Origin of the sequence: Cellvibrio japonicus Ueda107, assembly GCF_000019225.1 — a bacterium.
Classification (GTDB): Bacteria; Pseudomonadota; Gammaproteobacteria; order Pseudomonadales; family Cellvibrionaceae; genus Cellvibrio; species Cellvibrio japonicus.
The window spans coordinates 3,848,219-3,874,593 of the sequence record NC_010995.1 but is presented as its reverse complement, the minus strand read 5'-3'; the positions used below and the strand labels follow the sequence as shown (position 1 = coordinate 3,874,593).

22 protein-coding genes are annotated in these 26,375 nt (G+C 50.2%); 17 read left to right on the top strand and 5 right to left on the bottom strand.

The genetic code is table 11. The features are described from left to right. Positions 1–5 precede the first annotated feature (5 nt). From CJA_RS15635 to CJA_RS19395, 6 genes are all read left to right on the top strand, one after another. Positions 6–3,158: a TonB-dependent receptor gene (locus CJA_RS15635; RefSeq protein WP_012488820.1), complete on the top strand. Its 3,153-nt coding sequence runs from the start codon at positions 6–8 to the stop codon at positions 3,156–3,158. 90 nt (positions 3,159–3,248) lie between these two features. Then, a complete protein-coding gene (locus tag CJA_RS15630) occupies positions 3,249–5,882 on the top strand; it encodes a hypothetical protein (protein WP_041551637.1) in 2,634 nt (877 codons plus the stop codon). A gap of 156 nt (positions 5,883–6,038) precedes the next feature. Further along, the gene (locus CJA_RS15625) at positions 6,039–7,190 is read left to right on the top strand and encodes an IS4-like element ISCja2 family transposase (protein WP_012485938.1); all 1,152 of its coding nucleotides are present in this window, start codon (positions 6,039–6,041) and stop codon (positions 7,188–7,190) included. An 86-nt stretch (positions 7,191–7,276) separates the two neighbouring features. Next, positions 7,277–7,702: a hypothetical protein gene (locus tag CJA_RS15620; protein WP_012488818.1), complete on the top strand. Its 426-nt coding sequence runs from the start codon at positions 7,277–7,279 to the stop codon at positions 7,700–7,702. 7 nt (positions 7,703–7,709) lie between these two features. Then, a complete protein-coding gene (locus CJA_RS15615) occupies positions 7,710–7,970 on the top strand; it encodes a hypothetical protein (protein WP_158304077.1) in 261 nt (86 codons plus the stop codon). Between the two features lie 133 nt (positions 7,971–8,103). Then, positions 8,104–8,355, top strand: coding sequence for a hypothetical protein (locus CJA_RS19395; protein ID WP_148208901.1), 252 nt, complete (start codon positions 8,104–8,106; stop codon positions 8,353–8,355). 74 nt (positions 8,356–8,429) lie between these two features. On the opposite strand, the gene CJA_RS15605 is transcribed toward CJA_RS19395, so the two are convergent. Continuing rightward, a complete protein-coding gene (locus CJA_RS15605) occupies positions 8,430–8,909 on the bottom strand; it encodes a MarR family winged helix-turn-helix transcriptional regulator (protein ID WP_148209060.1) in 480 nt (159 codons plus the stop codon). A 302-nt stretch (positions 8,910–9,211) separates the two neighbouring features. Between CJA_RS15605 and ectA the strand changes: the two genes are divergently transcribed. The 10 genes from ectA (at position 9,212) to CJA_RS15555 (ending at position 19,708) form a co-directional block, all read left to right on the top strand. Next, entirely contained in the window at positions 9,212–9,811 is a 600-nt protein-coding gene (gene ectA, locus CJA_RS15600) for a diaminobutyrate acetyltransferase (protein WP_012488815.1), read from the top strand. A gap of 132 nt (positions 9,812–9,943) precedes the next feature. Beyond that, positions 9,944–11,221 carry a diaminobutyrate--2-oxoglutarate transaminase gene (ectB, locus tag CJA_RS15595; RefSeq protein ID WP_041552549.1) on the top strand — a complete coding sequence of 426 codons (1,278 nt, stop codon included), beginning with the start codon at positions 9,944–9,946 and terminating at the stop codon, positions 11,219–11,221. An 18-nt stretch (positions 11,222–11,239) separates the two neighbouring features. Continuing rightward, positions 11,240–11,635 (top strand): ectoine synthase, encoded by a 396-nt coding sequence (locus CJA_RS15590; protein WP_012488813.1) that lies wholly within the window; start codon positions 11,240–11,242, stop codon positions 11,633–11,635. 99 nt (positions 11,636–11,734) lie between these two features. Then, entirely contained in the window at positions 11,735–11,929 is a 195-nt protein-coding gene (locus CJA_RS15585) for a TPR end-of-group domain-containing protein (protein WP_012488812.1), read from the top strand. A gap of 20 nt (positions 11,930–11,949) precedes the next feature. Continuing rightward, entirely contained in the window at positions 11,950–13,356 is a 1,407-nt protein-coding gene (locus CJA_RS15580; protein ID WP_012488811.1) for a sodium/proline symporter, read from the top strand. A 96-nt stretch (positions 13,357–13,452) separates the two neighbouring features. Further along, complete coding sequence (locus CJA_RS15575) at positions 13,453–15,783, top strand: TonB-dependent receptor (RefSeq protein ID WP_238526779.1); 2,331 nt, start codon at positions 13,453–13,455, stop codon at positions 15,781–15,783. Between the two features lie 79 nt (positions 15,784–15,862). After that, positions 15,863–17,185, top strand: a complete 1,323-nt coding sequence (locus tag CJA_RS15570) for a PepSY-associated TM helix domain-containing protein (RefSeq protein ID WP_012488809.1) — start codon at positions 15,863–15,865, stop codon at positions 17,183–17,185. Between the two features lie 442 nt (positions 17,186–17,627). Continuing rightward, a complete protein-coding gene (locus CJA_RS15565; protein WP_012488806.1) occupies positions 17,628–18,092 on the top strand; it encodes a DUF2721 domain-containing protein in 465 nt (154 codons plus the stop codon). Positions 18,093–18,270: 178 nt separating this feature from the next. Beyond that, positions 18,271–18,840: a hypothetical protein gene (locus CJA_RS15560; protein WP_041551630.1), complete on the top strand. Its 570-nt coding sequence runs from the start codon at positions 18,271–18,273 to the stop codon at positions 18,838–18,840. Between the two features lie 292 nt (positions 18,841–19,132). Beyond that, a complete protein-coding gene (locus tag CJA_RS15555) occupies positions 19,133–19,708 on the top strand; it encodes a DUF7010 family protein (protein WP_012488805.1) in 576 nt (191 codons plus the stop codon). Positions 19,709–19,745: 37 nt separating this feature from the next. On the opposite strand, the gene CJA_RS15550 is transcribed toward CJA_RS15555, so the two are convergent. The 4 genes from CJA_RS15550 to CJA_RS15535 form a co-directional block, all read right to left on the bottom strand. Further along, on the bottom strand, positions 19,746–20,765 hold the full coding sequence (locus CJA_RS15550; protein WP_012488804.1) for a cytochrome d ubiquinol oxidase subunit II: 1,020 nt from the start codon (positions 20,763–20,765) through the stop codon (positions 19,746–19,748). A 9-nt stretch (positions 20,766–20,774) separates the two neighbouring features. Then, a complete protein-coding gene (locus CJA_RS15545) occupies positions 20,775–22,130 on the bottom strand; it encodes a cytochrome ubiquinol oxidase subunit I (RefSeq protein ID WP_012488803.1) in 1,356 nt (451 codons plus the stop codon). A gap of 53 nt (positions 22,131–22,183) precedes the next feature. Beyond that, complete coding sequence (locus tag CJA_RS15540; protein WP_012488802.1) at positions 22,184–22,834, bottom strand: GbsR/MarR family transcriptional regulator; 651 nt, start codon at positions 22,832–22,834, stop codon at positions 22,184–22,186. 133 nt (positions 22,835–22,967) lie between these two features. After that, complete coding sequence (locus tag CJA_RS15535; RefSeq protein ID WP_041551629.1) at positions 22,968–24,227, bottom strand: glycerophosphodiester phosphodiesterase family protein; 1,260 nt, start codon at positions 24,225–24,227, stop codon at positions 22,968–22,970. 158 nt (positions 24,228–24,385) lie between these two features. Between CJA_RS15535 and CJA_RS15530 the strand changes: the two genes are divergently transcribed. Then, on the top strand, positions 24,386–26,341 hold the full coding sequence (locus tag CJA_RS15530; RefSeq protein ID WP_012488800.1) for a phytanoyl-CoA dioxygenase family protein: 1,956 nt from the start codon (positions 24,386–24,388) through the stop codon (positions 26,339–26,341). Positions 26,342–26,375 lie beyond the last annotated feature (34 nt).

The following is a 26,375-nucleotide window of genomic DNA, read 5'->3' as shown; positions in this document are numbered from 1 at the left end:
CAATCATGATTGAAAGACCCGGTATCTCTACCAGGAAAAAGGCACTCGCCATCGCGATTTGGGCCTTTGCCTCCGGTGCGGCTTATGCGCAGGAGCCTGCAACCACTACTACCGTTGAAGACAATGAAAATGTCGAAGAGGTGATTGTGCGTGGGGTGCGTGCATCGCAGGCCAGATCAATCGACATTAAGCGTGATAACACAAGAGTGGTTGATTCCATTGTGGCTGAAGACATTGGTAAGTTACCAGATACCACAATTACCGATTCACTGCAGCGTGTAACCGGTGTTCAAATTAAGCGTGAAGCTGGTGAAGGTACCTCGCTCAATGTGCGCGGTATGCCACAAGTGCTGACAACCCTGAATGGTGAACAATTCCTGAGTCCCTGGAGTATCAACAAACTGGAAGCCAATTTCTCGGATATTCCTGCTGGATTGATTTCTGGTGTTGATGTGTATAAGTCGCAAACTGCCTCTATGTTGGCCGGCGGTGTTTCCGGTGTGGTTGACTTGAAAACTTGGGACCCAAGTAACCTGCAGGAAGGCTTCATGGTTCGCGCCAGGGTTGAGGGTTCAACTGGTGAGTACTCTGGCAGGGAATACGATGAGAATGGTAAGAAATCCCGTCGTGATCCAGATTACAACGTTGGGTTGGTTGCCGGTTTTAATAATGGTGATAATTTTTCGGTGATAGGTTCTCTCTACACTTCGGAAAGTTACAACGCTAATTATTCCATGTGGGAAAACCAGACCTTTGCATTTCTGGATCAAACGGGGGGGACACCGCATGATCCCTATGATTTGGATGGTGATGGTGATTTGGTCAACGATTGGTACATTGTGCCGGAACAGTTCAGTGCCAATAGCCAGTTTGTAGAGCGTGAACGCTTTGGTGGCTCTCTGACAGGTATCTTTGATATCAATGAAAACTGGAGTGTCCGCGGTGATGTGTTCTACACCGAAATGGATAAATATGATCGCGGTGTGTCAGCGCAATTCAACGCCAGGCAAACGCCTGATGCCTATCAGGTCAATAATACTCAACCCAAAGATCCCTATGAAGGTACCTATAATTCACTTCAAGCGGGTTCTATCGTTTCCCCGGGTTCGGCTATTTCCTTTACGGATGTTAATGGCAATCCGCGCACAATCAACCTAAATACTATTCAGGTAGCTAATGTATGGGCCGCTGACTTTCAATCAGTGTCAGAAAATATTATTGAAAAAACGGCTGCCTATAACACCAACTTCGAAGTGCGTTATACCGATCACGAAAATTTTGAAGCCAATTTCCGTATTATTCATGCCAAGGCAGAAATGCAGCAACGTGAAGCAACATTCCAGCAGGGAACACCGGGCTGGTTGTGGGTAGATGAGGATGGCATACCGGGTAAGGACCCTGTGGATGGCTTTCATGTCACTATCGATTACCGTGGCAAATATCCCTCCTTCTCCTACGAGGGTGATGTGGCTGATGCTAACTTCCTGAAGCAATATCAGGGATTTGCAGAAGGGTTTAACTCTGATGCAGAACTCAATGTGGCGCGTGTTGATTGGAAATCCATGTTTGATCGCGATCATTTTGAGTCTATGGAGGTTGGTGTGCGTTACAGCGAGCGTAAAACCAACTACAACAAATTTTGGTATGTGACACCCACTGGACGTTATTCAAACTACAACGACTCGCGTGTTCCAGCCGATAAACAATACAGATTGTTGCCAGGCAATATGGTGTGGCAAAAATATCCCGATTGGCTCAAGTTTGTCTATTCAGAAACCGATAGCAATTTAATTGATATCGGCGGTTTGCAAGACAATGGCTTTAGTGCGGCAGATACGACTGTTTTCTATGATTTCGGACCCATTAAGGGATTTGACAAGGGGGTTGCTTCTCTATCTCCCGGTGACTGGGATAACCCCTATGAATTCATGAATCGTTTATATCCTGGTACTCGAACGGTTAATGAGCCGGGCGAAACCTATGAGGTCACCGAAGACACCATTAATAGCTATATCCAATTTAATTTTGCTAACGATAACGAAGGTCTATTTGGAGTTCCATACAATGCCAACGTTGGTGTTCAAGTTGCGCAGACTGATCGGGAAGTGCTTAAGAGTATAGTGCCTGATGTTCTCGACTCTTTTAATTCCATTGGTTATGACGATTGGCAGAAAATTGCGTATATCTACGAAACGGAAACGATTAACAACAGCTCCACAGAATTGTTGCCTTCAATCGGCCTTAATATTTTTCCTCGTGAAGATCTTATCGTTCGTTTCAGTGCTGCACGAACCATGACTCGCAATGATATGGACAACATAGGCTCGTCTGTGGTGCTTTGGTATGGCCGCTGTATCAAAACAGATGAAGATGGCAACACTGTTGTGGTGAGAGATCCAAATACCGGTGCAGATATGCCGGATACTGTGGGATGTGTTGGCGGCGGTAGTGATCGTGGTAGGCCGGACATTAAGCCCTGGCTTGCTAATGTCTATAACTTGTCAACGGAATGGTACTTCGATGAAAGTGCTATCTTGGGACTTGGTTTCTTCTTGATTGATGTCGATACCGCAGTGCAGTCCTATCAAGAGCAACGCCATTTCCTGGACATGGATGGAATGGATCGTAATCGTTTCGCCACTGTATGGTCTACACGCAACACCGGTGCAGCAGACTTGTATGGTGTGGAATTTGGTTACAAGCAGCCCTTTAACATGTTTGACAATTGGTTCGTTAACCGTACAGGTGTAGAGTTCAACTATACCTACTCTCACTCCGAATCAGAGGATATTGATATTCAGGGCAATGTCTTGCCGCTGGTGTCCAACTCTGAGCATCAAACCAACCTAATTTTATGGTATGACTACGAAGGTTTAAATGTGCGTGTTGCATACAACTGGCGCAGTGAAGAATACGCAGGCCTTGTCGGCGTGAACAATTCGGGTGGCGAAGTATTCAACCTGGCTAACTGGGCGAAACCGGTTGGCTATTTGGATCTGTCAGTTTCATACAACATTAATAGTTACGTTAACGTGTTTCTTAATGGCACTAACCTGACTGAGCAAAGTAGAAAAACCTATACACAGTATGAAAGCCAGTTCCACAGTTTGTGGGTGCAAGAGCCTCGCTATGCACTCGGCGTAAACCTAACTTTCTGATACATCAAACGGCATAACGATAAATTCGTTTGACGAGATTTGGAGAATTATATGAGAACAAAAATAAGTGTGTTGTCCGCAATGGTAGGTATGAGCCTGCTCAGTGCTTGTGGCGGCGGCAGTATGCTGAGTCAGTCAGACTCAGAAAAACATAAGCTTATTCCAGATGTGGTAGTGGAAGATCCGATGGCTGCCAGGCCATCGGAAAATGCTCCGGTGATGAAAATTGATAGCACCAACATCCTGTCAGCAGACGGTGGAAATTATGTGTTGCCGGTGGGAATAGTGCTGGATTATGGCGCTGACTCATCTTCACGCTATGATGCAATCGAAGAGATTGCCAAGGTGTCTGCAGGTGCAATTCGCCTGATCGTAACACCGGAAACGCCAGTGCAAAACTTGGAGGCCGCATTAAACCGTGCATCAACGGATGGTTTGATGGTGAACCTGACGCTGCATGATCCCGCGTTGTATTGCAAGGATAATGGTGATGAGTTGTTGCGTCTTACCAAAGAAAACTGGTTTGGTAAGTTTTTGCCAGTGATTGCCCAGGATCGTTACCAGGCTATGTTGATGATAAGCATTGCCCGTGGCTGGGGACCTGTAGGTGTATTTAATCCTGCATCGGCCGGGTATCGCTCATATATGGACTATACCAAGACCATGATCAGGGATTTCCGCAAGCGTGGCTTCAAATTGCCTTTGGTTATCGAAGCCCCCGGATGCGGTGAAGATTATAATGTCTTCGATGGCAACCGGGTGCGCGAGTTATTGGCATCGGATACCGAGAAAAACCTGATCATTGGTTTGGCTGCCAAGGGGGCCAATTATCTTTCAAGTAGTAACATTCTGAACGCAGCCAATGTGATTCGTAATCAAAGGGTTCCTGTGCTGTTTACAGAGGTTGGTGGCAGTGATGTCGTGGAAGATGGCGTTAAAGTTGAAACCCTTTTAGATACAGTGTTTGGCAATACAGCATTGGTGGTAAACCCGGAGTGGCAAGGACCGAATGAAAAAGTGGCTTACTTGTTCCCCTTTGCCCAAACCCAAAACCTGAAGAATACACAGTTAAGCTTTGATATTAATTTTGCTGAAACTTATGTGAATGCAGAATATCTGGCTATTGACGGCGTAAACCCAATGGGTTTCCAAATTTATTTGCGTGATGTCAATGATAATTATGCCAACATTAAGTGGCATAGCATTAAAGATGGCGATGTCAATAAATCCGGTTGGCAAAATATCAGCTATACCATTGGCGCCAATATGCCTAATACCGGTTGGGTATCCGATGGTTTTGATATGACCCAAGTGGTTGCCGTTGGTATTGAGTTGGCTGCGCAGGATAAGCCTGCTTCTGTTGCAGGGCCTATCAAGCTGGATAATTTCAGACTGATTGAAGGTTCTGGTCCTGCTATTGTTTACGCTAGTGATTTCTCTGCTGGAAATGATGGCTGGGTAAATTCTCAATGGCAGGGAAAAGTGGCTGAGATTTCAACAGTATCTGGCGACACGGCTGAAAAAGCCTTGTCATTAATACCTCAAGATGATGTATTTGAAATTACTCGCCCCGGTTTGAATTTGGATTTAACACAGCCTGTAACGATTAAAGCCCGCATTTATATACCTGCATCCATTACCAATTTTGGCTTGGGAATTTTTGCTGCTAATGCTGCAAATTGGGCTGGTGGTGGTTGGGCTGGAACCTGGAATCTGACTCCCGGCCAGTGGAGCGATTATAGTTATACCACCGACGCCAATGCGAGTGACTTTGCTGCGTTTGCTGCATCTGGTGGTAACGGCCTCGGGTTTCAGTTTTCACAATTTGCAGAAGATCAACAAAGTGGCGATGCTATTTTGATTGAAGATATCCAAATTATTAGTGCCGCTGGTTCTGGAGCTACTGAAACCGAGGCTGGTACACAATACCGTACCAACTTTAGTGAAAGCACGGACGGTTGGGTAAATACAGGATGGCCTGATAGTCCGCTTGCTGATCTTGTCGTTGCTACTGGAGAGATGAGTATTTCCACTCGTACCAATGGCAGTGGGCGTATCACTATTAACAAGGGAGATGTGGGAAATATTGCTAATTTAAACTTGGATGGCGATATTAAAATCACAGTTACAGCATTTTTCCCCGAGTCATTACGCAATAAGGAATTTAACTTCCAGGTATTCCTGCAAGATGCAAATTGGTCCAACCACACTGCCCCAATTAACTTGGAAGGGGATGAGATGGTTTATGGCGAATGGCATACTTACAGTGTCGATGTTGAACTTCCTGAAGGCTTTGATGTAGGTGGTAAGCCCAGATATCTTGGTATAGATATGCTGTCGACCTCCTTTGAGACAAGTGAAAAGATTATCGTATCTAGTTTGGTGGTAGAGGGGCCTGTGCCAGTAGAGGCGGAAGATGTTGTGCTTGGCGCTGTTGACTTTAATCGTGAACAGCTTGTTTTCGTCGACTTTGTGGATGGTGCAATAACACCTGAGCAAGCCTTGAAGGTTTCTTCTGAAGTTATAAGCAATCCTATCGGTTGGTTCGCTTCTACCTGGTATGCGGCGCGTTCAGAGGAGGCAGGCTATGATCTTGTACTTGATATGGCTGACTCTTCAACCCTTACCGAGCGTGGTGAAGTTGTGGTGAGTGCGCCTGGTGGATTGGCTGAAATGAGAAGCCTCTTGATGCCTGATGATACAGAAGTGTTAGACGTGCAGTGATTTTATATCTAATTTACCTGTTGTTTAGTGTGTAAAGAAAAAGCCCGGATATATTCCACTGCTGTCCCATAGTTTGTAGATAAAAGAAAAGCCTGTTTTCCAAGTTGATACAATGTAAGTGCGACCAAACATTGGTAAAACAAAGGAAAACAGGCTTTGTCACATTCTAACACCGCATTTCATCAACTACTCAAACCTTTATCGAGACATGAATTTGAAGCGGAAGCTAAAAAGCATCATGTCGGCCAAAAATTGCGCTCGGCCACCCGCTGGGATCAATTTGTCGGCATGGCCATGTCGCAGCTCTCTGGCCGCCAAAGCTTGCGTGATATTCAATCCAATCTCGAAGCACAGCAGCATAAACTTTATCATCTCGGTGCCAAGCCAATAGCCCGTTCAACGTTGGCACGAATCAACGAAGTACAGCCCGCCGAACTCTACAAACACGTATTTGCTCGTCTGCTTCACCGCTGTAAATCCATGCAGGGCAAACACAAATTCCAGTTTAAAAATCCGCTGTACTCCCTTGATGCCAGCGCGATTGATTTATCGCTGTCGGTATTTCCCTGGGCGGCGCATCGAGATGACACAGCAAATGTAAAATTAAGTGTTGGCCTGAATCATGGCACCCAAGTGCCGGAGTTTGTCGCACTCAGTGATGGCCAGGAAAACGACATGATTGAGGGACGAAAATTTGATTTTCCCAAAGGCAGCATCGTTGCGTTTGATAAAGGCTACGTGGATTACCGCTGGTTTAAGTTATTGACAGATAAAGGAGTTTTCTTTGTAACCCGCTTGCGCGCCAAAGCCGTCTATCGCGTGGAAGAACGTCGCTATGCCGACAGCAGCAAAGGTATTATCAGTGATCAGGTCATTCAATTATCCAGCGCTCATGCGATCAAACGCGGCGCACCGAAGTTGCGTCGAATTGGCTATCGTGACGCAACAACCGGCAAATTCTATGAGTTTCTCACCAACAACTTTCAGCTGGCGGCGGCCACAATTGCAGCGATTTATAAGGATCGCTGGCAGGTGGAGTTGTTCTTCAAAGCGATCAAACAAAACCTGAAGATCAAAGCGTTTGTGGGCACTTCAAGAAATGCGGTGTTAACACAAATTTGGATTGCCATGATTACGTATCTATTGTTGGCATTTTCGCGTCACAGCACTAAAGCGGGATGGACAGTTCAACGGATCATGAGGGTAATTCAGTTAAATTTGTTTGAGCGTAGGAGTCTAAAAAGCATCCTGATACCGGACCCGCCGAATCATAAAAAAAGCGAGCCTCAAATGAGGCTCGCCTTATGAGTAGAACTATGGGACAGCAGTGGGATATATTCCGGGTTTTTTTATTGTGAAGATATCCTTGTGGAATTAAGTATCGGGGTGAGGATATGTTTGGTGTTGTTATTGCCTATTGTTTAATGGTAATTATTGTTGTTAACAGTGGTTGGGCGAACTATTTCTGGGATAGGTGGAACTATGGTGGTGTCATCAAGATTGCTGATCAATGTTATGACCTTCCATTTGGTTGGACTTTTGCTCCAAATAGAAGAGAAAGTGTTGAGGACATTCGTCGCCATTTTGTAAGTGGAGGTGTTGATACTTTTGCCACTGTGCAGTCAAGTAAAAGTTTTGTGAATTTGAAAAATATGGATCTTGAACGATTCATTATAGGAGATGACTTTATAGTTTACGATTTGGGAACGGAGTCCCCATTGCGTTATATTGCATTAAATGAAGTTAAAGAGATTGGTATTGTTGCTTCTAAGGAAGAGCTGTTACAGGAGTTAGTAATGGGATTGTCTGTGTGTAAGTAGTTGGGTTTTGTTGACACTACATTGTGATGTGCCAACAAGAAATGGAAAGGGAGTTGGTATGGTTTATGTAGATAATGATAAAGCTAATACTATTGTAAAAGTTTTAAAGACAACACCCGTGCAGGATAAAAAAATCAAGGAATATATGGCGTCTCTTGTTGGTAATAAAGCTCGTTACCATCCATATACAAATAGTTGCAGACATTTCTCTATGGATTTATATGACAATATCAGTAATGGTGTATTAAGTGGGCAATTTGGCGAGTAGGTTAATAACACTAATCTTATTGTTTTTTATCTCTGGTTGTGACGGGAGAGTATCTTTACCTCCTATTAAAAAGCCTATACAAAGTATTAAGTTAATTTATTATGATGCGGGACATATAGTAAAGGAGGAAGCATTGAGCCCGTATTCTAATCAGGCCAGGTTTTTTGTCGATTGGTATGAATTGGGACGTTTGAATTGGCGTGTTGATTTCAACACATATGCTCCTGATAAGATGCTTATATGTGGCGATATAACATTTAAGTTCTTAGAGAGTGCTAGTACTGTTGTTGTATCAATTAAGGATGGTTCGGGAGTAAGTAAACAATACTCTAGAAAAATAGATGAAAATGAACTTCTCATTTTTATGAGAAAAATTTTTCATTAATTATAATTTCACAGTTTTAAACTTGATGTGGGGGGCTACCAATCGCCCCCCTTTTTATGCGTGCTCTCCGAGGCTCACCCATTCCCCCCATCCAGTTCCCCAATATCCAGGTAAGGCGCAGCGTCTATATCTTCGGCGTCCATCATTTCGGCGACGCGTTGCAGCGAGGCGATGATCATGTGTTGTTCCCAGTGTTGCAGTTGGTCGAATTTGCGCACGAAGTTGTCTTGTAGCGGAGCGGGGGCGGTGGCGAGCAGGGCGCGGCCGCTGTCGGTGAGTTCCGGGTGGATTTTGCGTTTGTCCCGGTCTGAGCGGATGCGCACCAGCAGGCCGCGGCTTTCCAGCCGGTCCATGATGCTGGTAACGGTGGCCTGGCTGAGGCTCATGGCATCGGCCAGTTCGCGCAGGGTGGAGCCCTGGTGATTGCGGATTAATTGCAGCAGGCGCAATTGGGGGCCGGTGACGCTGGCGGTTTTGACCAATTGTTTGGAGTGCAGGTCTATAGCGCGGATGACGCGGCGCAGGGCGGTGAGGACTTCGTCTATCTGGTTCATGGCAGCTGATAAATCGGCGGGTATTGGCGGCAGCATGCCTGCTATCCGGGGGCTTGTCATCCCTTGTCTTTAAATTTTCACTAGACCCCTGTGGATAATTTTTGTATTCTATATAAATACTTTGATGTCAAAGTATTTTTTATGGTGGTCGTTTTTATAACAAAAGTTTATTTTGTTTCTTTTCTGCAGGTTTTTACGCCAATTTTCTCCCGCCAATGCCTGTAAAAATGACGTTAATTTATTAGTGTTGTAATAAGTTTGTCGGCTTATTACCAACGTAAAAGACGCGCTATGGAGGTTTTATGAACACCAGAAACGATCTTTTCACCGACAAGTTATACCTGCGCAGCCCCCAGGTAACGGATGGTTATGCCCTTAACCGCCTGGTTGCGGCCAGTCCCCCCCTGGATCGCAACTCGGTGTATTGCAACCTGCTGCAATGCATGCATTTTGCCGATACTTCGGTTGCTGCCGAGCTGGATGGTGAACTGGTGGGTTTTATTTCGGCCTATATTCCACCCAATGAACCGGATACCTTGTTTGTATGGCAGGTGGTGGTGGCCCAATCTGCGCGGGGTATCGGTGTTGGCAAGCGCATGCTGCATTGGTTGGTAGGCCAGCCCTCCTGCGAGAAAACCCTGCGCCTGGCGACCAGCATTACTGCTGATAACCAGGCATCCTGGGCCCTGTTTGAAAGCTTTGCCAAATCCTGTAATGCCCTGCCGGTTAAGACCCTGTTGTTCCAGCGCGATAAACATTTCGCGGGCCAGCATGAGGATGAGTACCTGTTGCGTATTGCGCCCTTGCCCAATCACCCCAATGACAACAAGCCGATGAGCTATCACCTGGAAAACCTGCGTGCCGGGTTGCGCAGCCCCGCTAGCCAGTATTGGCTTGATTAATTTTTCCTGTCGCTGGATCTGTCACCGCCTTGCCCGATAACGTCGGTATGCAGCGATGGGAATACTTTTTTCTTCACAAGGCATGTTTCGGTTTTTAACCGCCGTTTTGACCCACAAGAGGAGCAAACAATGATGGATATTTTTCAGCAGATGGAGTCCGAAGTCCGTTCCTATTCACGTTCATTTCCCGTGGTTTTTCATCGCGCCAAAGGCAGCTACCTTTACGATGAGGCCGGCAATGGCTATCTCGATTTTCTCGCCGGCGCCGGCTCGCTCAATTATGGCCACAACAATCCCCTGTTAAAAAAGGCCCTGGTGGATTACATCGAACAGGATGGTATTGCCCATGGTTTGGATATGCATACCCGGGCCAAGGCTAACTTCCTGCAACGCCTGCAGGAATTGATATTAACGCCGCGCGCGCTGGATTATCGCGTGCAATTTACCGGCCCTACCGGCGCCAATGCGGTGGAGGCGGCGTTAAAGCTTGCGCGCAAAGTAAAAGGGCGCAGCAATATTATTGCGTTTACCAATGGCTTTCACGGTGTGACCCTGGGGGCTGTTGCGGCAACCGGTAACCAGCGTCATCGCGGCGGTGCGGGGGTAGACCTGCATAATGTAGAGCGCATGCCCTTTTGCGGTTATCACGGCCGCGATGCCGATACGCTCAAAATGATGGATAAATTGTTGAGCGACCCTTCCAGCGGTGTTGATATCCCGGCGGCGGTGATTGTCGAAGTGGTGCAGGGTGAGGGCGGCTTGAATGTGGCGGCCGATAGCTGGTTGCAAGGCTTGCAAAAGTTGTGTCGCAAGCACGATATGTTATTGATCGTGGATGATATCCAGGCCGGTTGTGGGCGAACAGGCAGCTTCTTCAGTTTTGAATCGAGCGGTATCGTTCCCGATATTATTACCCTCTCCAAATCCCTCAGCGGTTTCGGCCTGCCTTTTTCGATTGTCCTGTTAAATCCTGTCCTTGATCAATGGTTGCCCGGTGAGCACAACGGTACTTTTCGCGGCAATAACCATGCGTTCGTCACCGCTACTGCGGCCTTGGAGTACTACTGGTCCGGCGATCATTTTGCGCGTGAGGTTGCACAAAAGGCGGTGCTGGTGAGCCAGCGGTTTAAAACCATTGTGGAGGCTTATAACCCGCCTGCGCTGCGTGTGAAAGGGCGCGGCCTTATGCAGGGTATTGAGTGTATTAATGGCGATATTGCCGATGCGATTTGCCGCCAGGCGTTTGCGCGCGGGTTGGTGGTGGAAACCTCCGGCAACCAGGGGCAAGTGGTTAAGTGTTTCTGTCCGCTCACGATTAGCGAAGAAGATTTGTGCAAAGGCCTGGATATCCTTGAGCAGAGTTTTGCCGCTGTGGTTGAGCAAAAATTTATGGCCCTTAAAACGGCTTAACAGCGTCGGGAGTTCACTATGATTGTTAGAAAATTGTCAGATGCCCAGGCACAGGGGCGCTGTGTTTCAGCGCCGGGCTGGGAAAGCAGTCGCCTGTTGCTGAAGCAGGATGGCGCGGGATTTTCGTTTCACATTACCCGTATTTTTAAAGGCGCTGAGTTACCCATGCATTACCAGAACCATATCGAGTCGGTGTATTGCATCAGTGGTCGCGGTGAAATTGTGGATCTGGCCACTGGCCAAACCCATCCTATCGCCGCAGGGACGATTTATATTCTCGACCAGCACGATAAACACATTTTGCGTGCGTTTGAGGAAATGGAAATGGCTTGTGTATTCAATCCACCCTTGCACGGCAAGGAGGTGCACAATGCCGAGGGTGCCTATGAGCTGGAAGCGGAAGCCATCACATGACATGGCGGCACAGCACATGGAGTTTATCCAGCAAATCACCGACCGCCAGATTGATGCGGTGGATAAAAGCGTGAGTTACACCACCACGCGTTTTACCAATTGGCCTGTGCCCATACCACCCTGTCCCATTATGACGAAGCCATGGTGTTCCTCACCAAGGCGCTGATTAACGGCGACGCGCGCCTGGATGATTTTGCCCGGGACCCCGCCCTTAAACCCCTGCACCATTTGCCGGCGTTTGAACAGCTCTTAGTGGAAGCTCGCACGCGCATCGCGGATCAAACCCAAGAATAACGACCCCAAAGGATGCATACATGGCTATCAGTTTTTTTATTTGCCTGATGTTTTTTTTAGTCATCGGCCTATCGTCTGCGCGTGTGCGCAAAAATACCCAGCAGGATTACTACCTGGCCAGCCACAGCGTGTCGCCCTGGCTGGCCGGCTTGTCCGCTGTTACCACCAACAACAGCGGTTACATGTTTATTGGTGTGATTGGTTACACCTATGCGGTAGGGCTGTCGGCCAGCGTGTTAATGGTGGGGTGGATTCTGGGCGATTTGCTGGCCTCGCTCTGGGTGCACAAAAAACTGCGCGCGGTATCGGTGGAGCAGGGCGAGTCCAGCTACATCGCTACCCTGGGTGCCTGGGGCGGGTTGCGGCAATCCTGGTTTCGCCCGTTGGCGGCCGCGATTGTGCTGGTGTTTTTGCTGGCCTATGCCGGGGCGCAACTGGTCGCCAGCAGCAAAGCCCTGCAAGTATTGCTCGATTGGCCTACCTGGCTGAGCGCCAGCCTGGGGGCATTGCTGGTGATGCTGTATTGCATGGCCGGCGGTATTCGCGCCTCTATCTGGACCGATGCGGCGCAGTCATTGGTCATGATGTTGGCCATGGGCATTATGCTGGTATCGGCCTTTAATGCCCTGGGCGGCGTTGAACCGGTTTACCAGGCCATGTCGGCGATTGATGGCTTTCTCTCCCTGGAGGCCGCTGCCGTGGTGTTGCCCGGTGCAGCGGGAGTGATGGTGTTTTTTATCGGCTGGCTGGTGGCCGGTTTTGCGGTGATTGCCCAGCCGCACATTATGGTGCGCTTTATGGCGCTCAGCTCGGCGGAAGGTTTTGTGCGGGCACGGCTCTGGTATTACCTGTGGTTTATTGTTTTTTATGTGATGGCGACCGGTGTGGGCATGTTGTCGCGCATCTATTTAACGGATGCACAGCATTTTGATGCGGAGCTGGCCCTGCCCAGTATGGCGGTGGAATTATTGCCACCACTGATGGTGGGGTTGGTGTTGGCCGGTATTTTTGCTGCCACCATTTCCACGGCGGATTCCCTGTTGCTGAGCTGCTCGGCTTTCCTGTCCCAGGATTTGTTGCCGCGATTATTTGGCCGCGCTTACGGCATGAAGGTGGCGACCCTGCTGGCAACCCTTGCCGCCCTGGCCTGGGCGCTCTTCAATCGGCAGTCGGTCTTTGCCCTGGTGGTGTTGTCCTGGGCGATGCTCGCCGCCTGTTTTGTGCCCCTGATCCTGGTGCTGCTGCTTGGCTCCCGGCCGCGCGGTTGGCAGGCTGTACTGATGATGCTGACTGGCTGTGGCGCGGTTCTGGCACTGCACCTGGCCGGTGTCAGTGTCGATTTGTTTTTCGGGCTGCCCGCCATACTCCTGGCGCTACTGGTGTATTGGTGCGCGGTTCGTTTGTCCGGGTATTGGCCCGCCCGCTAATCGTCGCCCCTGCGACAATTTGTCACTGTTCGCCCCGGCGCAAAATCCCTAAAGTTTGGCGCTTAAAAATATCTATATACCGATGGGGTGGCGCGCGTGAGAGTAAACCGGTGGCTATGGGTACTCACCGGGTTTGTGGCCTGTTATAGCCAGGCGCACGAACAGGTGATTGCCAAAAAGCGGGGCAAGGCAAGCGATATTGAAGAGGTGATGGTGTGGGGGGCGGCGAAAGACAGCGCCAGCGCCGGCTACACCAACCCGACCAGCTTGCTCACCCAGGAAGACATGGTGGCGATTAATGCGACCACCACCGAAGACCTGGTCAAATACGAGCCCAGCCTGGTTATCCGCAAGCGCTATATCGGCGACTCCAACGGCACCCTGGGTATGCGCGGCTCCAACATGTTCGCCACCTCGCGCTCCATGGTGTTTGCCGATGGTGTGCCCCTGCATTATTTACTGCAATCGCGCTGGAGCGGCGCCCCGCGCTGGACCCTGGTCAGCGCCAGCGAAATCGCCCAGGTGGAAATTCTCTATGGCCCTTTCTCGGCGGAGTACAGCGGCAATGCCATGGGCGGTGTGGTGCTGATTGAAACCGCGATCCCGCAAAAACGCGAAGTGCATATCGACCTGGATTATTTCTCCCAGGATTTTTCCGCCTATGGTTTTAGCGATCGCCTGAACGGCTACAAAACCTTTATTTCCTACGGCGACAAGCTGGGCGACCTGAGCCTTTATCTGTCCTATAACCGTTTGGAAAACGATAGCCAGCCGCAAACTTTTTATTTCGATCAAGATAAAAACCACAGTTTGCCCGAGGTACAAGCACAGTTTGCCAATGCCATCCCGGTTACCGGTTTTATGAAAAACCAGGATGTCTACGCTAAAGACGCTTACTACTTTGGTGATACCGGTGTCGAGCAGGCGGTGACGGATAATGTCAAAATCAAACTGGGTTACGATTTTGGCAATTGGTCGACCCTGTTAAACCTGGCCTATGAAGATCGCACCACGCTGCGCGATTCGCCCAACAGTTATGTGCGTGATGAAGCGGGCCAGACAGTGTGGTCCGGCAATTTGGAGCAGGATGGGCTCTGGCTGACGATTCCCGCCAACCGCCTGGGCGCGAGTGACCTGGAGCGCAAAAGCCTGTCAACCGGTTTACGCCTTAAAGGCCAGTTGACCGATCAGGTGCGTATGGAAACCACTATCAGCGATTTTCGTATCCTGAAAGACAATACCCGCACCTCCAGCCGCAGCCTGCAAGATCCGCTGTTCAACGGCTCCGGTCAAACCACGGATTATGACCATACCGGCTGGCAAACCTTTGACATCAAACTGGTGTTGGAGGACATGGGCCTGGAGGGCATGGAGTGGATTACCGGCGCGCGCCGCGAAACCTATGAACTGAATCTCGACCAATACAATTCCAGCGACTGGGCCCAGGGGGATAATGCCGGCTACACCAGCCGCAGCGGTGGTGAAACGGCTATTAACGCCGCCTTTGTGCAACTGAACTGGGATATTAATGCGCACTGGGATTTGGCCCTGGGCGGCCGTTATGAGGAGTGGGAAAGTAAACACGGTTACTTTACCCGCAGCGCGGCCCCTACCGTACTGATCGCGGTGGACGACAACCAGCGCAACCAATTCTCGCCCAAGTTCTCCCTGGGTTATGCCCCTGCCGATGAATGGCTGGTGCGCTACTCACTGGCGCGCGCCTATCGCTTCCCGATTGTGGAAGAATTGTTTTCGCAGAGCCAATCCTATGCGTCCACTACCGTAGCGCGCCCGGACCTGAAGCCGGAAAACGGTTTGCATCACAACTTGCTGTTGGAAAAACAATTTGACAGCGGTTATGCGCGTATCAACCTGTTTAGTGAAACCATTCAGGACGCGATTGAATCCCAATCCAACATATTGCCCGGCGGGGCTTCTATCACGAGTTTCTCGGCAGTGGATGAAGTGCAAACCGACGGTGTGGAGTTGATCCTCAACTATTACGGTTTGCTGGTGCCGGAGTTGGATATGCGTTTTAACCTGACTTACACCAAATCGATTATTGAGGATAACAGCAGCGCAGAAGGGGTTAATCCGGATAACTCGATTGAAGGTAACGACTATCCACGCATGCCGCGCTGGCGCAGTAACCTGTTGCTGACCTACCACGCCAGCGATCGCTGGGATGTCAGTGCCAATGTGCAATACGCCGATAAAAGTTTCGGACGTTTGCAAAACGATGACATTGCCGAGCAGGTCATGGGCGCGCAGGATGGCTATACCCGCGTGGGTGCCAAAACCACCTACGCGGTGAGCGACCAACTGAAATGTGGCCTGGGGGTCGATAACCTCACCAACCAGCGCAGCTTTGTGGCCCATCCCTGGCCGGGGCGGACGCTTTACATGAGCCTTTCCTACAGCTTGTAGCACAGCCTAAACAGATGACGCCCGGAGTTACCGGGCGTTTGTTATTTTACGATTACAAAAAACGCAACCGGGTTTTGTCATGCATACAACCGTCACTCCTCATCAGGCCGCGTCTGCCAGAGCGCTCTACCGGACTATTTGGCGCTGGCATTTTTACGCCGGTATTTTTTGTATCCCGTTCGTAATCCTGCTGGCCATTACCGGTGCGATTTATTTATTCAAACCCTATTACGAGTCATGGCAGGAAGCGCAATACCATGGTTTGTCCGCGACCCGGGAGGCGCTGTTGCCCAACCAGCAGATTGCCGCAGCATTGGCGGCGGTACCGAACGGAAAGCTGCTCAGCTATCGCTTGCCGCAAACGGCGGATGAAGCGGTGCTGGTCAATGTGCACGCCGACCAGGCCTGGCAGGTGTTTGTGAATCCTTATACCGGCGAGGTATTGGGCAAGCAGGCCAGCAGTGATCAATTGATGAATATTGTCAAAACCATCCACGGTGAATTATTGCTCGGCAATACGGGCTCTATCCTGGTGGAGTTGGCGGCCTGCTGGGCGATTGTGCTGATCGTGACCGGTTTGTACTTATGGTGGCCGCGCAATAGTGCCGGATTCGCCGGTGTCATTTATCCGCGCTGGCGCCAGGGCAGCCGTGTTTTCTGGCGCGACCTGCACGCGGTCACCGGAGTCTGGATTGCTGCGCTCGCGCTATTTTTATTGGTGACCGGCTTGCCCTGGGCGCTGGTCTGGGGCAGTGCGTTAAAAGAGCTGCGCGCCTTCGAGTTAAACCCGGTGCAACAGGATTGGACCCAAAACCGCCAACAGGAGCACCAGCATTGGCGCGCGCAGGCGAGCGATGTGTTTGATTTAACCCCCGCCATCCTGGCAAGGGCGCAGGCATTGCAATTGGCGCCGCCGGTTGAGCTCAGCGTGGCCAATGCGCACCACCAGACCTGGAAAGCCTCATCGCAAAGCCAGAACCGTCCACGGCGCGCCGATGTATGGATCCAGCGCGATGGCAGCATTGAAAAGCACAGTGGATTTGCTGATAAAACATTACTCGACCGCGCCATCGGTATCGGGATTGCCGCCCACGAAGGCTATTTATTTGGCTGGTTTAATGTGCTGCTCGGTGTATTCACCTGCGCCGGCCTGGTACTGATCAGCGTCAGCGGTTTTATCCTCTGGCGCAAGCGCAAACCCGATGCTGTCCTGGGGGCACCGCCGGCACGGCCCGCCAAAACCGGCACAGTGATTGTTGGTATCACCCTAGTGCTGGCAGTGCTGTTGCCGTTGATGGGCATTTCCCTGCTCGTGTTATTGCTGCTGGAGTTTTTGGTGTTGCGACGAATTGCAGCGGTGCGCACCTGGCTGGGATTGCCGGGAGCTCAGGACGTTGCCTGAGTCCCCGCCTGGATAAACTGCACCGGCCTTTCCCTCACCACCAGCACTATACCGCCTTGTTCACTCACAATTTCGTCGGGATTCATTAAAAGGGTGCCGGCGTGAACCCAGGGCCAGGCTAATGCGGTGTATGGTCCTGTAAATGGTCCTGGCTAATTCCTTGGGGGAGCGGTTATTGCATTTGTTGCGAATATTTCTAATATGGCTATGCTGGTAAATACGTCAATATCGACCCAATTTACGATGCGTGCGTTCTCCATCCATCGGCATTGCGCAACCTGCTGATTGAATTGGCAATGCCAAACCATGTGTCGTTTCAGGCTAAATGGACAGATCGAAATGAATCCCAAGTATTCTGCCAGTGAATACTTTAATTCCCTTTCTATCGATGGCATTACAACGTTTCACAAAAATTAACCGAATTTGAGCATTTGATATAAAAATGAGTTCTACTCCTGACGTTATTATGAGTTTCGGCGATGTCGCCCACGCCATCCAACTGGCGCTGGCACCGGTATTTCTATTAACAGGCATCGCCGGATTGCTGAATGTCATGGCCGGGCGCCTTGCGCGCATTATCGATCGTGGCCGTAGCCTGACCGAGCAGGTACTGCCCCAGCATTTGGAAAATCCGGATACACTCCATAAAGAACTCAACCGCCTCGAACGCCGCCGCCACTACGCCAGTTCTGCCATCACCGCCTGCACCTGTTCCGCGCTCCTGGTATGTATGGTTGTCGCCGTAATTTTTTTGCAGGTATTGCTGCAAGTGGAATTCAAATGGGTCATCAGCGTATTATTCACAACATCAACCCTCACATTAATTGTCGGCCTGGGATACTTCCTGCGCGAAGTCCATTTGGCAACGCGTACAGTGCGGATTCAGGTGATAGCAAGGGTGAAATAACGCGAGTCGCCTTTCACCACATCGCATAACAAGCGATTGTTGCTACAGGACTGTAATGGTGGGTAATTTTAGAATGTGATGCAAGGATTTATCAAAAACTTAAACGGAAAAACTCCGGGGACTGGGTGGAGGTTTTCTATCTAATATCAATGTTATTTTTCTGAGAGATCAACAAATAATGTTAGACATGTTGGCATCCATACTTACAGGTAACACTAGTGTCCTTTTGGGGGGGCTTATTGGAACAGTCATTGGAATTGCTTTCATATTAAAAGACTCGGCAGAAACTAATTGGCGAAAACGTTTTAGGGAGCAAGTTAAGAAGGGCATAGTGAATGGAACACTGACTGCTGCTGATATGCCCCACCTGTATGAAAGGTGGTCTCAAAATAGACAATCCGTGCTTTTCAGCTTACGGATTATGCTTTCAGAGGCTATAGCCTCTGAGGATGAACAACTTAAAGAAAAAATTAGTGAAATTAGAGAGCTAATAAGAAAACATGAAGAAAGAGAGCCATTTTCAGAGTTGCCAGAAAACATAAGTATCCAGCTCAATTCTTTGAAAGAGGAAAATCTTGATCATGAAAAGTCCATAACACAGCTGGCGAGTTCTTTAACTGATTTATATTCAACTAATAAAACTGAAATTACCAAACAGAAGCGGCTAGCTTTTTGGGGTTTTTTAATTGGTGTTTTGGGGGTGTTAATAAGCATAAGTAGTTTACTTATTGCTATTCCAAAAAACTAACAAGTGCGCTAGGTTCGTATGCGGGATGACAACCACTTCGCGGCTTCTGTCTTGCGTTCAACGTTATGATTCTCACATGAATGCTTGTGGGAATCGGTTGTAGGAAGCAAAGGCAATCGTACAACTCTTTGTTGACAAAAAATGAAGTTGGCAAGAAATGAAAAGTGTTGTGCCTTACCGCCCTGTGGATATGGCATTGATGCCGGGCATAGCCTACCTGCCAGTTGGCCTACTTCAGGACCGAGGGCAGTTTGGCTCGCCGTTAAATTGAAAACACATTTAAGGAGCTTAAGTGACACTGGAAGAATGTAGAAATGACTTTGAGCGCTCTGCAAAACGTTCTCTATCAATGCCTATTGCAGGTGCTTTTTATTGGCTCGTTATCGCCGTTATATCAACACAGGCTCAAGACAATATAGGCCTGTTAGCTTTACTGTTTGGTTCTGGCACTATTTTCCCCATAGCCCTGCTGGTATCAAAAATTACCAGGGAAGAGGTATTTTCCTCAAAGAATCCCTTGGCGAAGCTGATGGGGCTTTCTGTACTCATGGTAAACCTGCTATGGGCGCTTCATATCCCTCTATTTTTATACGCCCCAGAGTTTTTATCACTCAGCCTGGGTATTGGTTTGGGACTTCATTGGATTGTCTATTCGTGGATTATCCAGCATCCACTGGGCCTTATACATGCGTTATTACGCACAGTATTGGTGTTGTCCGTATGGCTGTTGTTTCCTGATAGTCGCTTAACTGCCGTCAGTTTCTCTGTGGTCTTGGTTTATGGGTTAAGTATTTGGCAAATGCTTAACCGGACAATACCGGATCACAAGCTGAACCCGCAGAGTGTCGCCAGCGGTAGCACTGTGTAAAGCACTCGCCAGGGGATCACTAACCCCACCTTCACCTTTAATGGTATTTCAACTGTGTCGCCTTACCCCAAAATACCCGGTACGAAAAAAGCGTATAGAAAATAATGGTCGGTAAGACGATGATGGCTCCATAGAGGATAAACATCAGCGATTCCGGTGCGCTGGAGGCCTGCCAGATATTGAGTTTTCCCGGCACAACGTCGGGGAAGAAGCTGTAGGCCAGGCCGATAAAACTCAACAGGAAAATCATGATGGCCGAGGCAAAGGGAATCCAGCAGCCAAGGTCATTGCGGTAGGGAAAACGGCGCAGGTAGGTATCGACAATAAACAGCAAGACGAAGCAAAAAATCGGGATCACCATCAGCAGGATCATCAGTGGGTTGCCAAACCATTTTTGAAAAATGGTATCACTGACCAACGGGTTGACGATGGATACGGTGATCAATCCCAACCCCATCAACCAGGCACATTTGCGGGTCAGGCGTGCAGCGCGTACTTGCAGTTCGCCTTCGGTTTTCATCACCAGCCAGGCCGCGCCGATAAAACTGTAGCCAGCTGTTACACAAATAGCGCTGAGGGTGGCGAACAGGGCGGCGGCAATGCTTTGTTCAAAACCCATGATGTACATGCCGAGCATATAGCCTTGAGCCAGGCTGGCCAGCAGCGAACCGGTTTTAAAGACCTTGTCCCATAAATCTTTGTGATCGGCGGGTGCCTTTGCGCGGAAGTCAAAGGCGACACCGCGCAAGATTAATCCGGCGAGCATGACCGTCACCGGTAGATACAGGTGAAATAAAATCATGCTGTGCGCCGTGGGGAACGCGATCAGCAGGATACCGATGCCCAGTACCAGCCAGGTTTCATTGGCATCCCAGAAGGGGCCGATACTGGCGATCATGGTGTCGCGCTGCTGTTCGGAGTCCTTGGGTAAGAGGATGCCGACGCCCAGGTCGTAGCCGTCGAGGATTGCGTAGATAAAAAAGGCGAGTCCCATCAAGCCAATAAAAATAACCGGTAACCAAAATGCCTGGCCGCTGAGTTGGGTTAATTCATTCATCATGTGCTCCTAGGGTTTTTGCGCCAGCAATTGGTCTTGCAGGGTTTGGATTTCTTCCGGGCGATCGACCAGGACGGATTTTTTCGCCATCAAAAATAATGTGCGTATATAGGCAACCAGTAATACCGCATAGAGTGTCAGGTAAATAGCCAGTGAGGTACCGACATTGGCGGCGGGGGTTTGGGTAACCGCATCGGCTGTGGCTAATACGCCGGTCACCAGCCAGGGTTGGCGACCAATTTCCGTGACATACCAACCCGCCAGGGTGGCAATCCAACCGGAGAAGGTCATGCCCACATAAATCTTTAACAATAGCGGCGGTATTTCCTGGTTGCGCCAGTAGGTAAAGGCGCCCCACCAGGCGACGATCAGCATTAATACCCCCACACCGACCATAATGCGGAAACCGTAGAACATAGGGGTAACCGGCGGGTGTACGCCATCGAAGGAGCTGATGCCTTTGATTTCTCCGTCCGGGTCATGGGTGAGGATCAGGCTGGCCAGTTTGGGAATTTCCAGCGCAAACCGGTTGGTTTGGGTTTCCTTATCGGGGATGGCGAAGAGTACCAGCGGTGCGCCTTTTTCGGTGTGCCATACCGCTTCCACGGCCGCGATCTTGGCGGGTTGGTACTTGAGCGAGTTGAGGCCGTGGAAGTCACCCAATAAAATTTGTAGCGGAATTAATATGGCCGCGGCAATCACTGCAGTTTTTAAGGCAAGGCGCGGTGCCGGTTTGTGGTCACCCTTGAGCAGACGATAGGCCGATAAACCAGCAATTAAAAATGCAGCGGTTAAGCCTGATGCCACCAGCATATGGGCGAGACGATAGGGCATGGAGGGATTGAAAATAATTGCCCACCAATCCACTGCGTGGGCAACACCATCGCGCATTTCAAAACCGGTGGGTGTTTGCATCCAACTGTTCAGTGCAATAATCCAGAAGGCCGACAGGGTGGTGCCCAAGGCGACGATGAATGTGGACAGGGTGTGCATGCGATTGGAGACGCGATTAATCCCGAACAGCATAATGCCGAGGAAGGTCGCCTCTAGAAAAAACGCCGTCAACACTTCGTAACCCAGCAGCGGCCCGGCGATATTGCCCACGGTTTCCATATAGCCCGGCCAGTTGGTGCCGAACTGGAAACTCATGGTGATACCGCTGACGACACCCAGTGCAAAGGTAAGTGCAAAAACCTTTACCCAAAAACGGTAAGCGCGCATCCACACATCATCGCCTTCGCCCTTGTAACGCAGCTTGAAATAAAACAGAAACCAGCAGAGGGCGATGGAGATTGAGGGAAATAAAATATGGAAGGATATATTCGCGGCAAATTGAATGCGGGAGAGCATTAGTGTTTCTAACATGGCACACCTCGATAAATGTCAGGCAAAGCAAGGCCTGTCCGCTGCGCGAGCGGCTATTCACAACACGGGACGTTTACATGGCTCAGGTGTGCGCTTGGGGCATCACCTGGCACTGTATGGGTATTAGGGCAAGGATTCTTTGCTTGACTCCTTTTGCCGGTGCCGAGCAATCGGTCTTTAAAATCCAATACCTTGCCCAGGCTGTTGCCGAGTTTAAGCAGCTTGCTCAGGTTGGCGGAGTCCATGCGCTGGATCTCGGTGGTCCAGAGGGTGATCATCTCAATCAGCTCATGCATGTCGCGCATACGCTGCTGGGCATAGGCCTCCTCGGGGTTGGCGGGAGTTTCGATCAGTAAATTGCGCAGTGCGGTCAGGGTCGGGTCCATCTCGCGCTTGCGACGCTGTTCAATCAGGGTCTTGGCGATATCCCACACATCGCCCGGCGCTGAGTAATACTCCTTGCGCTCACCGGGGCGATGTTGCAATTTCACCAGTTCCCAGGACGTCAGCTCCTTCAGTCCCATGCTGACATTGGAGCGGGAAATCCCCAGCGCCTCGGTAATATCGTCGGCACAGAGCGGCTCTTTGCTCAGCACCAGCAGGGCATACATCTGGCCTACGGTGCGGTTAATCCCCCAGCGGCTGCCCATTTCACCGAAATGGAGGACGCAGGACTGGATCATGGGGGTAAGGGTAATCGGCATCTTGAAATTCCTGAATTTTCAGTATTTACTGAAATTACAGAATTATTTGATTTGAGTCAAGAGAGGTAACTATGGGGCTCGCTGGTACCAGGATTCGGGTGTTATTGATTAAGTGACTGTATTTAGTGGCTATTTATTCCAACCCCATGCAATTCGCATAATAACTGACGCTCGCAGGCCAATCCGAAAAAATCCTGAGCACACCTACATCCTGCGCCAATACATGCAGTACCTCGATCATATCCCCATCCTTTTTGATGGCTGGGTTTATTGTTTGGTAATACCAGCCGCCGCCATGCTTCAGCGGACCAGAGCGCTCGAATGACCAGGCGATAATATTTAGGCCGGCTTTTTGTGCATTCTTTGCATATTCCGATGGAACGATCTTGTTGTTGCTATCCAATGCCAGCAATGCCCACATTGGTGGTGCGACAATATTCATTCCCTGATCGGTATAAGCTTGCAGTTCTTGTGCAGAGGGAAGCTCGATGGGTGTGCCGGCATCGTCGAGATAAACCGCCTGTTTACCGAATTCCGGTTCGTGTTTGATCCAGTAGCGAATATCGCCAATACCAAAGGATTGCGGCCATACCTCATTCGCATTCACACCTGCTGCGCGATATTCGTCGATCAGTTGTTGCGCGTACATGGCTTGGGTATAGCCATGGAATGGCATGGGGACACTGGGCGTTTTTAATTCGGGGGTCATTTTTACCCCGAGATATTTAAACAGTTCGATACTCTCGGCATGAGACATCAAGGTGCCTTTGCCGGCGTAAAGGTTCGTGCGCCAGTCGGCAGTGCCCTGCAGGTATTCTGCCGGTGTAGTGGCTTTGGGATTAAACCCATCCATTTTTCCCTGCAGGGTTTTGAATTCGGCGAGGGTGATATCGCTGGTGCAACAGGTTGCGCTTGCCGTGATACCAGTGATTGGATTGTAGGGGGTGAAGGGTTTGCTGCATCGGCTGGCGAGCGGGGTGATGAGGATATTGGTGGTGGTATGCAGGTCGCATTGCGAGTGACGGCAGACCAGTTGTTTATCTTTGGTGAAGGTGACATCGCACTCCAGGATTCCGGCGCCCATGCTGGCGGCTGCTTCGTAGGATTCCCGGGTGTGCTCGGGGAATTGCAGCGGTGCGCCGCGATGGCCAATGGAGAAATTGGTTTTTTTGAAGGGCCCTTGGGCGCAGTCCTGTAATTGTTTTTTGAGGGGACTTTCATCCATATCGTTGACCAGATAAAAGGGGCGCGGCCCCAATTGCACATTGGCCTGGGTGGTAAGGATAAGTTGTGTGTGAGTTGCCGTACCCGGGGAGTCCGGGGCGCAGGCTGTTATCAGCATTAACAGGGCTGGCCAACCGATGTTGATGAAGCGATAAATAATGTTGTGCATGGCTGGGTGCCTCACTGTGGTGGAGCCGGTCAGGACTTGTACTTTGTCCCATCGCCAAGGGTGGGCTGCAGTGAAATACTGTGAAATTGCCTATTTCGTGGATTCTATTAGGCTTAAGGCCATCTATAACAATTTCTTGTATTCAAGGATGCTGTTTTATGCCTAATACATTGATTCCCCTGGTGGCTGCGTTGCTCGATGCCCCCGATGCGGCGCGTGCCAAACCCCTGGTCGATACGCTGGTGGCGACGTTGTGCCAGATCACGGCGATTGATTTACATCCCGAGTTGTTTCGCGATGAGCATGCGAGCATAACCGCTTTTGGTAAAGCCGTCTCACCGACAACGGCCGCCCAGTGTGCGGAAGATGTGGAGCGTACACGGGTATTCCTGCAAGGGGTTCACGCCGCTGTCAGCAAGCGATTGGCTGCCTTGCCAGAAGATCAGTCACTCAGCATTTTGTATGCAGGTACAGGTCCCTTCGGGCTATTGCTGGTTCCTCTGCTGCCTTTCTTCGACCACTCGCGTTTACGTGTGACCCTGCTGGATATCCATGCGGATTCACTACAGGCTTTGCAGCAAGTGCTGGATGCATTCGATGCAGGTAAGGCTGTTGCATCCATCGTGCAGGCAGATGCTTGCCAGTGGCAGGCGGATAGCACCTATGACCTGATTATTTCCGAGACCATGCGCGAAGGATTGATACAGGAACCGCAAGTCAGCGTGTTTAGCCATCTGGTGCAATTCCTGGCAGAAAACGGTGAGTTATTACCACAGCGCATAGAGTTGGATCTCTGGTTGTCCGGGGGCGATAACCCCATGCACCTGGGGCCACTGTTTACCCTGGAGCGACAAACGGCCACAGCGCTCCAGCGCGGTGACCTGTCGTGTTTGCAGGGTAGTTTGCCGGTTCCTGAATACTCGTCGACGCTGACAGATATAAAGTTAACAACCTATATCCAGGTGTATCCCGGCTATGTCCTGTTGGAAAACCAGTCGCAATTGAATCTGCCCCTGTATGAGCGCAATGCACTGCCGCGTCCGGGTACCCTTTTACAGTATCGTTATACTTTGGGTGAGGACCCGCGCTGGCAATTTGGATATGAGTCGCTGCGCAACCAACCATTGCCCGACAGCGATGCGCCCGGCGGTTTGGGTGTATTCCACCTGGCGCGCTTTTGGCACAAGGCGCAAGCGCAAAAGCGGAGCCAGCCCTTGCCTGAAGGACTGGATACAGCAACAGAGTGGCAGTTGGAACGCATGTTGATGGATGTATTGGCATTGGGATTGGAACCGACCCTGGAGCGTGTGTATGCCAGTCACTCCCTGGCAGAGTTTGAGCGTTGGGTGCTGGATATCAATCCCGATGTGGCGAGCGCAGAATACCGGCAGGCTATTAACCAGCGTTTGCGCCAGTGGGCTGAGGGGGCTCGGGTATCTCCTGCTGCCGGATTCATCGACGGGCCGCTCAACGCAGAACAATTACAGCATTGGGAAACCCATGGCTATATTGTGGTTCCCGGTATCCTCAGTGAAGCGCAGTGCACACAGGCGCGCGAGGCCATCTGGTCGTTTCTGGAGATGCGCGAGGATGAACCGGCGAGCTGGTATAAATCCTCGTCGGCCATGAAAAAAGTCATGGTGCAGTTGTTCAATCATCCCGCCCTGGAAGCGGCGCGCAGTAGCCAGCGGTTGCAGGCTATTTTTAAGCAGTTGTGGCAGTGCGATGACCTGGTTATCAGTACCGATCGTGTGGGGTTTAATCCACCAGAAACCGATCATTGGCGTTTTCCCGGCCCCGCTATGCATTGGGATGTTGAGCTCAAATCCCCTATTCCCTTTGCAACCCAGGCGTTGATTTATTTATGTGATGTGGCCGAGCACCAGGGGGCGTTTTCCTGTGTGCCCGGATTTCATCACAACATCAACCATTGGCTGGAGCAGCTTCCCCCGGATACAGATCCGCAAGACCAGGATTGGTCGCAGTGGGCGGTAAAACCCATTGCGGCCAGGGCGGGTGATTTAATTATCTGGCACCAGGCATTGCCGCACGGGGCCAGTCCCAATCGCGCCCGGTACCCTCGCTTTGTGCAGTACATCAATATGTATCGCTAGTGGTACTCATACCTATGCCGATGAGTCTGGAGTT

Coding starts and splice junctions, on each gene's coding strand:
- CJA_RS15635 (WP_012488820.1), top strand. CDS start 6: ATGATTGAAAGACCCGGTATCTCTACCAGGAAAAAGGCACTCGCCATC.
- CJA_RS15630 (WP_041551637.1), top strand. CDS start 3,249: ATGAGCCTGCTCAGTGCTTGTGGCGGCGGCAGTATGCTGAGTCAGTCA.
- CJA_RS15620 (WP_012488818.1), top strand. CDS start 7,277: ATGTTTGGTGTTGTTATTGCCTATTGTTTAATGGTAATTATTGTTGTT.
- CJA_RS15605 (WP_148209060.1), bottom strand. CDS start 8,909: ATGAACCAGATAGACGAAGTCCTCACCGCCCTGCGCCGCGTCATCCGC.
- ectA (WP_012488815.1), top strand. CDS start 9,212: ATGAACACCAGAAACGATCTTTTCACCGACAAGTTATACCTGCGCAGC.
- ectB (WP_041552549.1), top strand. CDS start 9,944: ATGGATATTTTTCAGCAGATGGAGTCCGAAGTCCGTTCCTATTCACGT.
- CJA_RS15590 (WP_012488813.1), top strand. CDS start 11,240: ATGATTGTTAGAAAATTGTCAGATGCCCAGGCACAGGGGCGCTGTGTT.
- CJA_RS15580 (WP_012488811.1), top strand. CDS start 11,950: ATGGCTATCAGTTTTTTTATTTGCCTGATGTTTTTTTTAGTCATCGGC.
- CJA_RS15570 (WP_012488809.1), top strand. CDS start 15,863: ATGCATACAACCGTCACTCCTCATCAGGCCGCGTCTGCCAGAGCGCTC.
- CJA_RS15565 (WP_012488806.1), top strand. CDS start 17,628: ATGAGTTCTACTCCTGACGTTATTATGAGTTTCGGCGATGTCGCCCAC.
- CJA_RS15560 (WP_041551630.1), top strand. CDS start 18,271: ATGTTAGACATGTTGGCATCCATACTTACAGGTAACACTAGTGTCCTT.
- CJA_RS15550 (WP_012488804.1), bottom strand. CDS start 20,765: ATGAATGAATTAACCCAACTCAGCGGCCAGGCATTTTGGTTACCGGTT.
- CJA_RS15545 (WP_012488803.1), bottom strand. CDS start 22,130: ATGTTAGAAACACTAATGCTCTCCCGCATTCAATTTGCCGCGAATATA.
- CJA_RS15540 (WP_012488802.1), bottom strand. CDS start 22,834: ATGCCGATTACCCTTACCCCCATGATCCAGTCCTGCGTCCTCCATTTC.
- CJA_RS15535 (WP_041551629.1), bottom strand. CDS start 24,227: ATGCACAACATTATTTATCGCTTCATCAACATCGGTTGGCCAGCCCTG.
- CJA_RS15530 (WP_012488800.1), top strand. CDS start 24,386: ATGCCTAATACATTGATTCCCCTGGTGGCTGCGTTGCTCGATGCCCCC.